The 14,039-nt window shown below is 39.5% G+C and carries 17 protein-coding genes; 5 read left to right on the plus strand and 12 right to left on the minus strand.

The features are described 5' to 3' along the window. The first annotated feature begins 29 nt into the window (after positions 1 to 29). Positions 30 to 1,136, plus strand: a complete 1,107-nt coding sequence (locus tag HNR31_RS00530; RefSeq protein ID WP_181554307.1) for an MGDG synthase family glycosyltransferase — start codon at positions 30 to 32, stop codon at positions 1,134 to 1,136. A gap of 711 nt (positions 1,137 to 1,847) precedes the next feature. Here HNR31_RS00530 and HNR31_RS00535 read toward each other — a convergent pair. The 6 genes from HNR31_RS00535 to HNR31_RS00550 all read right to left on the minus strand — a co-directional run bounded on the left by HNR31_RS00535 (position 1,848) and on the right by HNR31_RS00550 (position 5,741). Further along, on the minus strand, positions 1,848 to 3,329 hold the full coding sequence (locus HNR31_RS00535) for an alkaline phosphatase family protein (protein ID WP_181554308.1): 1,482 nt from the start codon (positions 3,327 to 3,329) through the stop codon (positions 1,848 to 1,850). 111 nt (positions 3,330 to 3,440) lie between these two features. Next, a complete protein-coding gene (locus HNR31_RS00540) occupies positions 3,441 to 3,683 on the minus strand; it encodes a DUF1657 domain-containing protein (RefSeq protein ID WP_181554309.1) in 243 nt (80 codons plus the stop codon). Positions 3,684 to 3,833: 150 nt separating this feature from the next. Next, complete coding sequence (locus HNR31_RS18480) at positions 3,834 to 3,968, minus strand: hypothetical protein (protein ID WP_258560981.1); 135 nt, start codon at positions 3,966 to 3,968, stop codon at positions 3,834 to 3,836. A 156-nt stretch (positions 3,969 to 4,124) separates the two neighbouring features. Further along, a complete protein-coding gene (locus HNR31_RS19210; protein WP_373367362.1) occupies positions 4,125 to 4,367 on the minus strand; it encodes a chemotaxis protein CheW in 243 nt (80 codons plus the stop codon). A gap of 29 nt (positions 4,368 to 4,396) precedes the next feature. Then, the gene (locus HNR31_RS19215) at positions 4,397 to 4,531 is read right to left on the minus strand and encodes a hypothetical protein (protein ID WP_374058282.1); all 135 of its coding nucleotides are present in this window, start codon (positions 4,529 to 4,531) and stop codon (positions 4,397 to 4,399) included. Between the two features lie 91 nt (positions 4,532 to 4,622). Continuing rightward, positions 4,623 to 5,741, minus strand: coding sequence for a tripeptidase T (locus HNR31_RS00550; RefSeq protein ID WP_181554310.1), 1,119 nt, complete (start codon positions 5,739 to 5,741; stop codon positions 4,623 to 4,625). Positions 5,742 to 5,930: 189 nt separating this feature from the next. On the opposite strand from HNR31_RS00550, the gene HNR31_RS00555 reads away from it, so the two are divergent. From HNR31_RS00555 to HNR31_RS00565, 3 genes are all read left to right on the plus strand, one after another. Next, entirely contained in the window at positions 5,931 to 6,542 is a 612-nt protein-coding gene (locus HNR31_RS00555) for a transglutaminase-like domain-containing protein (protein ID WP_181554311.1), read from the plus strand. A gap of 233 nt (positions 6,543 to 6,775) precedes the next feature. Continuing rightward, complete coding sequence (locus HNR31_RS00560) at positions 6,776 to 7,183, plus strand: GNAT family acetyltransferase (RefSeq protein ID WP_181554312.1); 408 nt, start codon at positions 6,776 to 6,778, stop codon at positions 7,181 to 7,183. Between the two features lie 479 nt (positions 7,184 to 7,662). Further along, a complete protein-coding gene (locus tag HNR31_RS00565) occupies positions 7,663 to 8,160 on the plus strand; it encodes a GrpB family protein (protein ID WP_181554313.1) in 498 nt (165 codons plus the stop codon). Between the two features lie 415 nt (positions 8,161 to 8,575). On the opposite strand, the gene HNR31_RS00570 is transcribed toward HNR31_RS00565, so the two are convergent. Continuing rightward, entirely contained in the window at positions 8,576 to 10,126 is a 1,551-nt protein-coding gene (locus tag HNR31_RS00570; protein ID WP_181554314.1) for an acyl-CoA carboxylase subunit beta, read from the minus strand. Next, a complete protein-coding gene (mce, locus tag HNR31_RS00575) occupies positions 10,126 to 10,548 on the minus strand; it encodes a methylmalonyl-CoA epimerase (RefSeq protein WP_181554315.1) in 423 nt (140 codons plus the stop codon). The genes HNR31_RS00570 and mce overlap by 1 nt, the downstream gene beginning before the upstream one ends. Positions 10,549 to 10,717: 169 nt before the next feature. Between mce and prli42 the strand changes: the two genes are divergently transcribed. Further along, positions 10,718 to 10,813, plus strand: coding sequence for a stressosome-associated protein Prli42 (prli42, locus tag HNR31_RS00580; protein ID WP_181554316.1), 96 nt, complete (start codon positions 10,718 to 10,720; stop codon positions 10,811 to 10,813). A 247-nt stretch (positions 10,814 to 11,060) separates the two neighbouring features. Here prli42 and HNR31_RS00585 read toward each other — a convergent pair whose 3' ends face one another. Genes HNR31_RS00585 through HNR31_RS00600 form a run of 4 tightly spaced genes read right to left on the minus strand, consistent with a single transcriptional unit; the run spans position 11,061 to position 14,038 of the window. After that, the gene (locus tag HNR31_RS00585) at positions 11,061 to 11,564 is read right to left on the minus strand and encodes a L,D-transpeptidase (RefSeq protein ID WP_181554317.1); all 504 of its coding nucleotides are present in this window, start codon (positions 11,562 to 11,564) and stop codon (positions 11,061 to 11,063) included. Between the two features lie 6 nt (positions 11,565 to 11,570). Next, positions 11,571 to 12,605, minus strand: coding sequence for an aromatic acid exporter family protein (locus HNR31_RS00590; RefSeq protein ID WP_181554318.1), 1,035 nt, complete (start codon positions 12,603 to 12,605; stop codon positions 11,571 to 11,573). Between the two features lie 58 nt (positions 12,606 to 12,663). After that, the gene (locus tag HNR31_RS00595; protein WP_181554319.1) at positions 12,664 to 13,386 is read right to left on the minus strand and encodes an amino acid ABC transporter ATP-binding protein; all 723 of its coding nucleotides are present in this window, start codon (positions 13,384 to 13,386) and stop codon (positions 12,664 to 12,666) included. Beyond that, positions 13,379 to 14,038, minus strand: coding sequence for an amino acid ABC transporter permease (locus HNR31_RS00600; RefSeq protein ID WP_181554320.1), 660 nt, complete (start codon positions 14,036 to 14,038; stop codon positions 13,379 to 13,381). The genes HNR31_RS00595 and HNR31_RS00600 overlap by 8 nt, the downstream gene beginning before the upstream one ends. Position 14,039 lies beyond the last annotated feature (1 nt).

The following is a 14,039-nucleotide window of genomic DNA, read 5'->3' on the forward strand; positions in this document are numbered from 1 at the left end:
ATAATATATTTAGGTTTTAGGTGAGCATTATGAAGAGAGTTCTTTTTCTTCCATTACTACAAATCCCATCAGGTCATCACCAAACTGCTGATGCCTTAAAAGAGGGGTTACTTTTGCTTGACCCGCATATACAATGTGAAAAAATTGAATTATTATCATCGAAATTCGGAAAAGTGGAATCTTTTATTTCCAAATTTTATCTACAATGGATCGACCAATTTCCAAAAACATACAGCCTATTGTACCGTCAATCGGTGTTTCGCGAATTAGGTAAAACCAAAAAGTTTCCCCAATATGAGGTTCTTTTTCTTAATCATTTGAAAAAGGTGATTTCCAAAACAAATCCGAATGTCATTATATGCACTCATGCCCTTCCTTCCTATTTGCTGAGCAAGTTGAAAGCAGGCGGAGAATTAAAGATACCGGTCATTAATGTATATACAGACTACTTTATTCATGACCTTTGGGGAATTGAGGAGATTGACTATCATCTTGTTGGGCATCCGCATATGAAGGAATTTTTACGGGAAAAAGGGGTTCATGAAAGCCGCATTTTCGTAACTGGTATTCCCATTCATCCGAAAATAACGAAAAACATAAATAAATATCGATACACCAAACGATTGTACTGTGGCTTAATCTCCGGAGGGAGCTTAGGAGCTGGGGCTTTGGCAAAACTAATCGAAAAAATCTCACTAGATGACCGAATTGATTATTACGTACTATGTGGTAAAAATAGACGTATATATGAACAATTGATCAATATGAATCATCCCAAAATTACACCTTTTCCTTACATCTCTTCAAGAGAAGAGATGAACGATTTGTACAATCAAGTTGATTTCATTATTACAAAACCAGGCGGAGTTACAGTTAGTGAATGCTTATTTAAAAAGATACCAATTTTTGTTTACCATGCTCTTCCCGGCCAGGAAGAAATCAATCTTCAGCAATTAAAAGAATGGGGAATGATTTTTGATTTTCAACATTGGAATAAAACAGAAAACATCTCAGAACAGCTAATTCGCACCCTACATTCTGAGCATTTATCCAATTATTTTACAAAACTTGATGAGTACCACAAAAACCTGTCTCCAGTAGCACCAGCAAAACTTATTTATCATTTAGTCAAGTAAGATAAAAAGTTGCAGGAAGTTGTGTAAAATTGAAGCGTTCGGAAAAAAAGCAACTACGATTCAATAAACATTTGTCAAGTATTTCACGTTCCAACATAGCTTTTTACATCCTCGCAAAAGCAATAAACCAATAATGGATGTGTTCGTTTGTCTTGGTGAAAAAATTTTTTACAAAAAGGTGAGAAGCTAATAGGCACAGCAGCATCTCACCCTTTTTCATCCCAAGATCATCTGACATTTTCGCAGCGGCATGATTTCACTTTAGTCATATAACTGATTTAACGAGGGAGTGCATTTCTCCCGCCATCTTACTTAAAGATCGTCATGATAAAAAATCTTTTTGCAAAATTGCAGACGATATGAAAGTATCCTCTCTTTTCTGTGGTTATAGCTCATAATGCTTGGTATTTGCTGGTATAGGAGCAGGACATAACTTATCCATCCCTTCGTCCAAGAGTAAGGCTAGACTATAGCCATTTAGCAGAAACCATCGCAAAAACGCTAAATTCCTCCGATCATTTGCCATTAAAAGCAACACTACTTTACCAGTGAAAGGAAACATCTTTAATGGTGAACTCTCACCTCTTAATTGGCTAACACAAATTTGAAGTAGGAGACTTCTTTCGGAATTACGTTAAAAATAACACTCTGGTTTTAATCCAGGTGTTATTTTATGGATAATTGCGAATGTAATTGTATTGTCCATGTACATCAATCAAGAAGCGTTAAAATCCAATCTTTTAAATCAATCATGCGTAAATGTTTTGGCGACGAATCAGTACCCGTTACAATCATCGGCACTAGTGAATCTTGTTTATGAAGCGCTCCGTGGCTTGCTCCCCCTACATGAGTCGGGGAACCTTCACCGATAAATTCAAACCCTGGTTTGGCACTTACAACAAGATAATTCCCTTCATGAGAAGTTAGTGAGCTGTATAATCGGGCCAATGCATCCGGATATTCATCATAAAAAATCTTATTGTTCTTTACCGTAAGATTCAAAATTCCTACATCTCCTTCTATATCCCACGATTGTTCATATTCATCGACCCATGTTCCATTCGGTTTAAAAATGATCTTTCCCTGTTGAACCCCAGATATGACGTGAACAGATTCTTTTTCCATCCAAGCAATTACATCAACCCTGTCATCCTTTTGTAACGTTTTCGCGATATCCGGAAGTGCCGCACGTTCAGGATTTAATGTATAAATAAAGGCCATGCGTTCATTAACACCAAGCACAATTTCGTCGCCATCTTTAACCCCATCTTTTAATGTCATTATTTGATAAGAACGAAGGGATTGTCTTAAATCAATTAAAGCTTTGTTCCGGTCAGAATCAATGGGAGCTTGAGCGTTATCTCCCATTATAATCCAATAATTGTCTTTTAAAGCTTCCTCCCAAGAATCATAACAATCTAAAATGCTTTGCAGCTGCCTGTCTACTTTGCGGATTCCTTTTATAGTCATCGGACCATTTTTATGGACGATTTTGTCCATATCAGGAAAATAAACAATGGTAAAAGAAGGTAGAGAATCCGTTTCAATAAGGTGTTTTAACTCTTGGGCAGAAAATCGATCATTAAATCCATACCTTTGCCAGAAATACCCATTTCGTTTCAAAGGACTGAGTTTAGAAAAGGATCCGTATGTAAATAGCTGGCTCCCTTTTGTCTTCAGCTCATGATTCAATGATGTAAAAAGTGTCAGTATCCTTGGCAATTTTAGAGAATGCTCTGTATTTCCACGATAAATGAGAGCATTAATGGAAGCAGTTCCTTTTCCTCTCATAGACATTTCTTCATGGATGGTTTTAATTTCTTTGCTTAAATGATGATTGTTCATATGATATACAATGTCCTTGATTGATCGGATGATGCCAAGCTTGATAAGTTCTCTTATGTGGCTTCCGTAATTAATTAGCCGCTTTTCTGCATCATGAAACCATACTAACCCAGGAATTTTATGAATATTAGCATGCGTACCCGTTAGCAGCGAACTGTCTACAGTTACAGACATAGTCGGAAAAGGGCTCACGATGTTCGGAAAAACCTTTCCATTTTCTATAAAAAATTTGAATGCAGGAGCGTATCCCTCTTTTACTGCCTTTTCCAGAGGCGGATACATTAAAGAATCAATCATCAGCATTATTACGCGTTTCTTGTTCGCATATGTTGACACAATTTGACCCATCCTTTACCCATTGTTGTTTGTATCATTTATATTAACCAATCGGTAAAGGAAACAAACAATAACGATCATTAATAATACCCGCCACTTAAGTTGGCGGGTATTATTAGTTCGTTACTGCTGTTGCTTTTGTTGTTGTTGCTGTTGTTGCTGGCTTTGACTATACTGTGGTTCCTCTTGCTGAATTTGTTGTAAACGTTGATTTACCGTGTCAACAAGTTGTTGCGCTTGCTGTGCAGCTTGCTGGTAAGCTTGTTTTGCTTGTTGATTCTCTGTCTGTAAAGCAAAGGTTTCAAAACTTGCTTGAGCGCTTTTTAAACCGGCTAATGCCTGCTGAACTTGATTGATAACGGTCATCCCAAAATTCCTCCTTAAATGATGTTGTAATGTAGGGTACATCATTTAAGTTGGTCCTAATTTTTTTAATCATTATATGTAAAAATTAACATATTAGAAAAACCATTGATATTCCATATAATACCTTTTACTTTCTTTAAATTCCTGTTCTCATGCCAAAACTTGCTTTGCATATTGCTGAAAATCACCTAAATGCTTTTCAATAATCATTTGCATGGTCTTCACTAATCCTCTTACGCAACGTTCAATTGTGCTCATTTCATTGGGAATCATGTCACTAATCATAAACTGTTCCCTTTTCCTAATTTGTTCGAGAATGACATTGTGTTCTTCGTTTAATTTCACATATTCTTTCTAACAACTTCATCTGCATATCATCCTATAAAGAAAACCACCTTTATCGGTGGCTTTGAATGTGTTCTTTAATCGCTTTTACACTCTCTAAACTCTCGGTTCAACTAATGTAATTAAGCGCTCAGGCAGGCTGGCAACTCCAATGAAATATGGCGTTTGACGATAAGCCAACATATTTCCTTGTTTAATCGACTTGGAAGGTATATCAATAATCTCTTTTGCATCATCGACAATTAAGGCAGCAGAAAGATCTTCGGTAATAACAACGATCATTCGCGTTTTGTCATTTTCTTGAAATGGTCGATTGTACAATATTTTCAGTGTATCCAAAACCGGCACTCATTCACCGCGAATATGCACTACTTCGACCATGTAATCAGGCATTTGCAGAATGACGGGCGGCAGCTCATTTTCTCAATGGAAATCACATTTTCAACCGGAATGCCGTATTGTTCATTAGCAGTTTGGCAAACAACCACTTTATTTAGTGTCATCTTCCATTGCTCCTCGTCTACTATCACATAATTTTCTTATTATGCAGAAAAAAGAGCATCCAAAAACAGGATGCTCTTTATGAACGTTCTTTTATTTCGCGACTTCTTCCACAATCGCAACGACCATTTCCGCCACTTTGACGAGTTCTTCAATTGGCATGCGTTCGTTTGTTGTATGAATTTCCTCGTACCCAACAGCTAAGTTGACCGTCGGAATGCCAAAACCAGCAATGACATTCGCATCGCTGCCGCCACCGCTGTGAAGAAGCTCGCATGGACGTCCAATTTTTGCAGCCGCGCGTTTTGCGATTTCCACAACGTGGTCTCCGTCAGCAAACTTAAAGCCCGGATACATCACTTGAACGTCTACTTCGGCACGACCGCCCATGTCCTTGGCAACAGTTTCAAATGCTTCTTTCATTTTTGCTACTTGTGCTTCCATTTTTTCTGGAACTAACGAACGAGCTTCCGCTAAAATATCGACACGGTCGCAAACGATGTTCGTTTGCGTGCCGCCTTCAAAGCGACCGATGTTCGCTGTTGTTTCTTCATCAATACGGCCAAGCGGCATTTGCGCAATCGCTTTAGCGGCAATCGTAATTGCGGAAACTCCTTTTTCCGGTGCCACGCCGGCATGGGCTGTTTTTCCGTGAATAACAGCTTTAATTTTTGCCTGCGTTGGCGCTGCAACGACGATATTACCAACTTTGCCGTCGCTGTCTAACGCATAGCCGAATTTCGCTTTAATAAGAGATGGGTCTAACGCTTTCGCTCCGACAAGACCGGACTCTTCGCCAACAGTAATGATAAATTGAATCGTGCCGTGCGCGATATTTTGCTCTTTTAACACGCGAATCGCTTCCAGCATCGCTGCCAAGCCCGCTTTATCATCAGCGCCTAAAATGGTTGTTCCATCCGTCACAATGTAGCCGTCTTTAATGGAAGGCTTTACGCCTTTACCAGGTACAACGGTATCCATGTGTGAAGTAAAATAAATCGGATCGACTCCTTCTTTTGTCGCCTCTAACGTACAAATTAAGTTGCCAGCGCCATGACCGGTTTGCGCTGTCGTATCATCCTCGATGACGTGCAAGCCAAGCGCCTCGAACTTTTGCTTCAAAACTTTGGCAATCTCGCCCTCGTATTTCGTTTCCGAATCGATTTGCACAAGTTCTAAAAATTCGTCCACTAAGCGTTGTTCGTTAATCATTTATGTCTTTCCTCCCACTTATGTACTCACTTAAAAGTATAACCGATTTTGTCAATGATTGCGAAAGATTGTTTTTAAAAAAGGATCGGTTGCCATAACGAAAAATTAGCATAGTCGAAGTTATTTTGTGTATTTTTATTTAAATTTCTGTATAATTATTTAAAACATACTTACCAAGGAGGAATTTTAATGGAACTAATTCCTGAGTCAGCTAATTTAACAGACTATCTGGAAGAACTAGAAGTTGTTGATTTTTCCCATCCTTTCATTCAGGAAAAAATTCATGAATTGTTTCATGACGAGCAGTCAAAAATAGAAAAGGTAAAACTAGCGTTTGAATTTGTAAGAGATAAGATTTCACACTCATGGGATATACAAAGCACAAGAGTGACCTGTAAAGCTTCTGAGGTTCTTAAGTATAAAGAAGGAATTTGCTATGCAAAAGCGAATCTATTAGCCGCTTTATTACGATCCCAAGGAATCCCAACTGGTTTTTGTTATCAACGACTCATGATCTTCGATACCCCTGACAAGGGTTATTGCCTTCATGCATTAAATGGCGTTTTTCTTCAATCATTAAATCTGTGGATTCGTTTAGATGCTCGCGGAAACAAGCCAGGAGTACAGGCGGAATTTTCTATTGATAAAGAAATATTGGCATTTCCAATCCAAGAAGAGTTTGATGAAAAAGATTTCCCCATCATTTATACGAAACCGAACCGAAAAACGATGGCAGTTTTAAAGGAACATACAAATGCGTTACAAATGTATAAATATTATTTACCAGAAAATTTAGAGTAAAAAAAGCAAAGATAAAAGGAACTAGTTTCATCAAATGATCAACATCCATTTCGGTATTGTTTATAACGAGATTAAAATAACTAAAAAGCTTGATTTTAATGAATTTGCTATTTATGCATAATAAGGCGATTTTTAAAGAACATGGGGGGCTTTCATGTAAAAAACAATATTTTTATAATATCGCTGTCAAAATGTTGTTTATTTGCGCAAAAAAGTGAAGCGGGAGATGTTTTATGAAATATCGTGACTTTACATTGGACGATTTCGATTCGGTAATCGATCTATGGAAAAGAGCGGGTTTAATCTTATCGCGTTCTGATACAATTGAAGGGCTTGAGAAAAAATTAAAAAGAGATTCCGAATTATTTTTTTGCGCAGAGGAAGATGGACGAATTATAGGCGCCGTAATGGGGTGTTACGATGGTAGAAGAGGATGGATCAATCATTTAGCTGTGGACCCGGAATATCAAGGGCGAAATATAGGGCAGGCAATCATAAAGGAACTTGAAAAGCGGTTTAAAAAACTCGGATGTGAGAAAGTAAATCTATTGATCGAGAAAAATAATTGTAAAGTTCAAGGGTTTTACGAAAACATGGGTTTTAAAACGGATGAATTGATATTTATGGAAAAGTGGATTTAGCTATCTTTCGTCAAAAAATTTTTATTGTGCTAACGAAGGCGATATCTCAATAGAGCGTTATCTTTTTGTCTGATTGAATAAGGAGGCTAATGGCTAAAGAGAAATATATTGCAGCTGATGCGCTTACTAAGTGAAACATTATAGATACTTCTAGAAGTTACAAAACCGAACGCTTAGCACTCCCGTAACATTTTTGTTAAGATATTTTTTGTAATGAAAAACATAATTGTATACCGCTTGTTTTAAGTTGTGTAAGTAAAAGTTAATCTCAGATGAAAAAGTGTTTTGTTACATCAACTTTATGAGCGCCTTTTTATTTAGTAGTAATGTAGAAAGAGGAACCAAATAAAGAGCACACTGCATTGAAACAAACAGAAGTAAAAATGGAACGCGAATCGTTATTATAGATATTCATGTTTAATTTTCTTGTTGTACTAACGGGCAGGCTTCTTCAATGATAATATTGTATGGAGGGGAACATGGAGCAGGTTCATTTTTTTGACCAAAGTAACTTCCACGAACAAGCAGAAAAAACATTTTTATTACACAAAGCAAAGATTAAAAGTCTTTTGCCAGAAGCAGATGTTCAACACGTTGGAAGTACAGCAATTCCTAAAAGCCTTACAAAAGGCGATCTAGATATCCAAGTTCGTGTAACTCAAGACCTTTTTTTGATGGCTGTTCAAAAACTGTCAACCTTATATTCTGTGAATGAAGGAAGTATAAAAACTGAATATTTTAGAGCATTCAAAGATGATTTAACAGTTCCACCTTTAGGAGTTCAATTAACAGTGATTGGTTCAGAGTTAGATTTATTTTGGAAATTTCGCGATGTTCTGTTATTAAACGATACGTATAGAGTGGAATACGACCAATTAAAAAAGAAGTACGAAGGAAAAAGTATGGATGAATATAGGAATGCTAAAAACAAGTTTTTTGAAAGGTTGATGGAAACCCCAGAATTTAAAAAGTTATGAGATGCTATAATGAAGTTAGTTATTCTACTAACGAGTGGGAATAGTTAAATTTCAACAATTTCTTTGTTACTGTTTTCCGAATTATTGAGGGATTAACTCAGAAATTAAACAGCTGTTTTTAACGCCGTTCGGATCATCGAACAGTGTTATGCGCGTTTGCGGTTTGAATTTTAAACGACTTTTTGGTTCATGGCCAATATCTATCACTGGAAATACGGAAAATCTATGCCGAGTAAAAATGAACGACAACAAAATTCAAATGCCAATATAATGATCTAATGATCATTAAAAAATGTCTTTTGCTCAAAATAGCATTCATAAGGAAATTGTAGTTATTAAGATAAACACAAGCCAAGAAAAAATCGTCGCCACTGATCACCGTGACGGCGATTTCTATTGTTCGACGAAGAAATCATTACAACGGAATATTTCCATGCTTTTTCTTTGGACGTTCTTCGTATTTGTTGCGAAGCATCTCTAACGCTTGAATGAGCTTGATTCTTGTTTCACGCGGGTCAATGACGTCATCGACCATGCCGTATTTTGCTGCGACGTATGGATTCGCAAATTTTTCGCGATATTCTTCGATTTTTTGCGCCCGTGTTTCTTCCGGATTTGAGCTATTTTCGATTTCACTTGCAAAAATAATATTTGCCGCTCCTTGAGGTCCCATGACGGCAACTTCCGCATTCGGCCATGCATAGACGACATCAGCACCAATCGACTTGCTGTTGAGGGCGACATAAGCTCCGCCATAGGCTTTCCGTAAAATGACTGTTATTTTCGGCACGGTCGCTTCGGAATACGCGTATAAAATTTTCGCTCCGTGGCGAATGATGCCACCATGTTCTTGTTTGACGCCTGGAAAAAAGCCGGTCACGTCTTCGAACGTAATGATCGGAATGTTAAACGAGTCGCAGAAACGAATAAACCGGGCCGCTTTATCGGATGAATCAATGTCAAGGCCGCCCGCCATAAACTTCGGCTGGTTGCAAACAAGCCCTACCACTTCTCCTTTGATTCGCGCAAATCCAACGACAATATTTTTCGCAAAACCTTTTTGCACTTCCATAAACGAATCTTCATCTACCACTTGCAAAATGACGTTCCGTACATCATACGGGCGCACTGCATCGATCGGAATCACATCCGCTAAATCCGATCGGTAATCATCGCCATCAGGAATCGGACCGAACGGCGGTTTTTCTTGATTGTTTTGCGGCAAATAGCTCAACAACTGCCGGACCTGGGCAAGCACTTCTTCCTCGGTCGCTCCTGAAAAGTGAGCGTTACCGCTAATCGTATTATGCACTCGCGCCCCTCCTAAATCTTCTGCACTAATTTTTTCTCCTGTCACCGTTTCGATCACTTTTGGACCTGTAATAAACATTTGACTCGTCTTTTCGACCATGAATACAAAATCGGTAATCGCCGGCGAATACACAGCTCCGCCTGCACACGGCCCCATAATGACAGAAATTTGCGGAATCACTCCGGAATAGATCGAATTTCGATAGAAAATATGGCCATATCCGTCTAACGAAAGAACGCCTTCTTGAATGCGCGCTCCCCCCGAATCGTTTAAACCGATGACGGGGGCTCCTGTTTTCGCCGCCAAATCCATAATATTCACAATTTTTTTGGCATGCATTTCGCCTAGCGCTCCGCCAAACACCGTAAAATCTTGGGAAAATAAAAAGATTATCCGCCCATTGACTTTGCCATATCCGGTAACAACGCCATCTCCCGGCCCTTTTTTCCCCTCTAAGCCAAAATCGGTACAGCGATGTTCGATAAACGGGTTCAGCTCAACAAACGTTCCTTCATCGACGAGCAATTCAATTCGTTCGCGAGCAGTTAATTTCCCCTTCGCATGTTGCTTTTCGATTTTTTCATCTCCACCGCCCAACTCAATTTCGCGGCGTCGGTCATATAACTCGTTAATTTTATCATACATGTCTATCATTATTCGCGCACCTCCGCATCCGTTTTCTCACAAAGCTCATAGAGAACACCGCCGGTTGATTTCGGATGCATAAACGCAACAAGCGCACCGCCTGCACCGATTTTCGGCACATCTTGAATCATGCGAATCCCTTTTTCTTTCAATTCATCAATACGCCCTTGAATGTCATCAACGCCTAATGCCACATGATGAATACCTTCGCCACGCTTTTCAATAAAAGCGGCTACCGCGCTATCAGGTGCTGTCGGCTCAAGCAATTCTAACTTTGTATCGCCAATTTTTAAAAATGCGACTTTTACTTTTTCCGACTCGACTTCCTCGATGGCAAGCAATGTTAAATTTAATATATCTACATAAAATGGCAGCGCTTTCTCAATTGATTTCACTGCAATGCCGATATGGTCAACATTTTTCACTTCCATCACCCTATCCCCTTTGCTGTATAATATCGTGAACATATGTATGTTTCGCTATTTCGACAAAAAATCCTGCTGACCGCCTACAATGATGGACGAATTTTTCGCTTGTCCCTCCTCATAAATAACGGTACAATGATAAACAGGGATATTCGGTTGATAGGGAGGAAGCGTGATGTCCCGCAAAAAAACACAAAAACTAGTTGTTTATTTAATGCTTGGTTCGATGTTAATTACAACGCTTTTAACTGGCATCAGCATGTGGTTTTGATAAAAAGGGCGACCTTCGTTTTTGCGAAGTCGCCCTTTTGTTATTTGTTAAATAAAGTATAACGTTTCGAAACTGTCTAGCTTCAGACGCCATCTGCTCAAGGCTCTTCGACTTACACTGCAGTGGAGAGAGGACACGATATCCGGACACTCAGCGTGTCACAGGACATGACAAAAGTCGAATTAGGCACCCTCGATTAGTCCCCAGCGTTTGTCGCCGATAGATAGGCATCTTGATCCTTTCTTAATTATAACGCTCCATACCGTTTTGCAATGGCATAAAATGATTCATTACTTCGAATAATCAACACTTTTGTGTTGATTGGAACTTTTTCAAACAATGTCTCGACATCGCGGTTATACATGCGCACACACCCTTGTGTCACATATTTTCCGATCGACTGCGGGTTATTCGTTCCGTGAATGCCGTATGTCCGACCGTCTGTTCTGTATGCATCAAGGCCAATCCAACGCGTACCGAGCGGGTTATTCGTTGCGCCCCCCGGAATACTCTTTTTTCGGTAATATGGGTTTTTCGCTTTCACTTTCACAGTAAACAATCCTTCCGGTGTTAATGTCGATGTTACACCGGTCGCGACTGGATATACCGCTTCAATTTTTCCATTTTGAATAAAAGCAAGCTTATTGATCCCTTTATTGATGATAATAAACGGTTGATTGGCCGCCAATCCAGAAGCAGAAGCTGGATAAAAGGAAGAGAGTATAAGCATAATGGCTAATAACAGGCGCATCTGATTTCACCCTTTACTTCGTTTTTTATAGTGTGAAGCAAAGCGGTGAACGGCATACATAACATCATGAAGCTTGTTTTTCCTTTTTTTTCTTCCCTCTGTACCGAATTGGCTCTTAATAATTAAATATTGTTCGAGCTCTTTCATCAAGTAAAGCAGTGCTGCTCGTTCCTCAAACTCTTCGCGCGTTTTTGGCAGCGGCAGCGCCTCAAACTGCTTTTTCATATCGTGAAGTTGGCGAATAAATCGATACGCTGTATTTCCCGGGTGGATGGCATCACTAAGCTTATCAATGAAATCTGCGACTACTTTTCGCTGCTCAACTGTATATGTGAGGGACGTCACAAGCGGCAGCACTCGCTCAATAATTTCCAGTTGCTTTTCCCTCATGCGAAAATAATGATAATACCCTTCTTCATTTCGTAAAAAATGATTCTCGACATTTCGTAGTGCAGCCAGCTTCGCTTTTTGCAATATCTCCGCAGCCAATGTCAACTCTTTTCCATCCCAATTGCTCCCGTTTGTGCGTAAGTATTTGACGATTTCTTTAAAAATAATCCGAAATAAATCCTCAATAATGCGCTGATATTCCTTTAATTGGTTTTCCACGCTTGGCATGTACATATTAACAATCAGAGCGACACCGATGCCAATGATAATGAGCAATGATTCATTGATGACCACTTCCCATGTAAAATGTTTCGCGGCATAAAAATGAAGAATAATGACAGAACTTGTGGCAATTCCTTCTGTCACTTTTAGCCGTACCGTCGTTGGAATAAAAAAGAGCAATAACAATCCAATCGTAAGAGGATGATAAGCAATTCCTTCGAAAAAGATGAAGGAAAAGAGCATGGCTGTCATGCATGCGACAAAACGCGCCCACGCGGTTTGCAATGACTTCTTTTTCGTCACTTGAATGCATAAGAGGGTAATAATGCCGGCCGATACGAAGTTATGAAGCCCAACATATTGCGCAAGACTGATCGAAAGTGCCGTACCAATAGCCGTCTTTGCAGTCCGATATCCAATTTTAAACATAACTCAATCCCCTATTTCAAAATAAAAAAGATGATCAAAAAACGACCATCTTTTTTTATTATAGCATCTTTTCAAGGAATTCTTGAGCCCGTTTACTTTTTGGTGCAGAGAAAAATTCGCTCGGCGGCGCGTCTTCGACGAGTTGTCCGCCATCTAAAAATAGTACGCGATCAGCAACCTCGCGAGCAAATCCCATTTCATGGGTGACAATCGCCATCGTCATGCCTGTATGAGCGAGCGATTTCATGACCTCAAGTACTTCTTTGACCATTTCCGGGTCTAACGCTGACGTCGGTTCGTCAAACAGCATCACGTCCGGCGACATCGCCAATGCCCGAGCAATGGCTACGCGCTGTTTTTGCCCTCCCGATAAACGGTTTGGATATTCGTTCGCTTTTTCCGCTAATCCGACCTTTTGAAGCAGCTCGAGCCCTTTTGCTTCGGCATCCACTTTCGTCATGCCCTTTACTTTCATCGGCGCATACGTTAAATTTTCCAGTACGGTCATATGCGGAAACAAATGGAAATGTTGAAACACCATGCCGACATTTTGCCGCACCTTCATAATATTCGTTTTCGGATTCGTAATTTCCTGATCACCAATCCAGATTTTCCCGCTCGTTGGTTCTTCTAGTAAATTAAGGCATCGCAAAAATGTAGATTTTCCCGATCCCGAAGGACCGATGATTGCGACCACTTCTCCTTGCTTGATCATTGTTGTAATCCCTTTTAATACCTCTAACTTACCAAATGATTTATGAAGGTCTACTACTTTAATCACTTTTTCTCATTCTCCCTTCAACCGCTTTGCCGAGCAGAGTGAGGATGATGACCAAAATATAATAAATCAAACCAGCAATTAAAAGCGGTTCAAAATACGCATATTTTTGACCACCGACAATATAGGCGCGGCGCATAATATCCATCGCCCCGATGACGGTGACAACCGCCGATTCTTTCGTTAACGTAATAAATTCATTCATTAACGCAGGTAAAATATTTTTTAATGCCTGCGGCAAAATAATATCGCGCATCATGCGTTTATACGGAACACCAAGTGCCATTGCCGCTTCTCGCTGCCCTTTATCAACGGCTAAAATCCCAGCGCGAATAATTTCAGAAATGTAAGCGGCAGAGTTTAAACCGAAGGCGATGACCGCCGCAGGAAACGCTTCAATTTCAAAGCCGATAAGTTGTGGTAAACCAAAATAGATAATCATTAACTGCAACACAAGTGGCGTACCGCGAAATACGGATGTATATGCATCAGCGAGCCATGTTAATACTTTAATTCTGCCAATTTTACACAATGCTAAAATAACGCCGAATACAAATCCAAGCAACGCCGCGAATACGACAATTTTCAGCGTTACACCAACCCCTTGCAAAATAAAAGGGATTGACGGAATGATTTGGGAGAAATTCAAGTTCACT

Source organism: Thermaerobacillus caldiproteolyticus (assembly GCF_013761245.1).
Lineage (GTDB): Bacteria > Bacillota > Bacilli > Bacillales > Anoxybacillaceae > Thermaerobacillus > Thermaerobacillus caldiproteolyticus.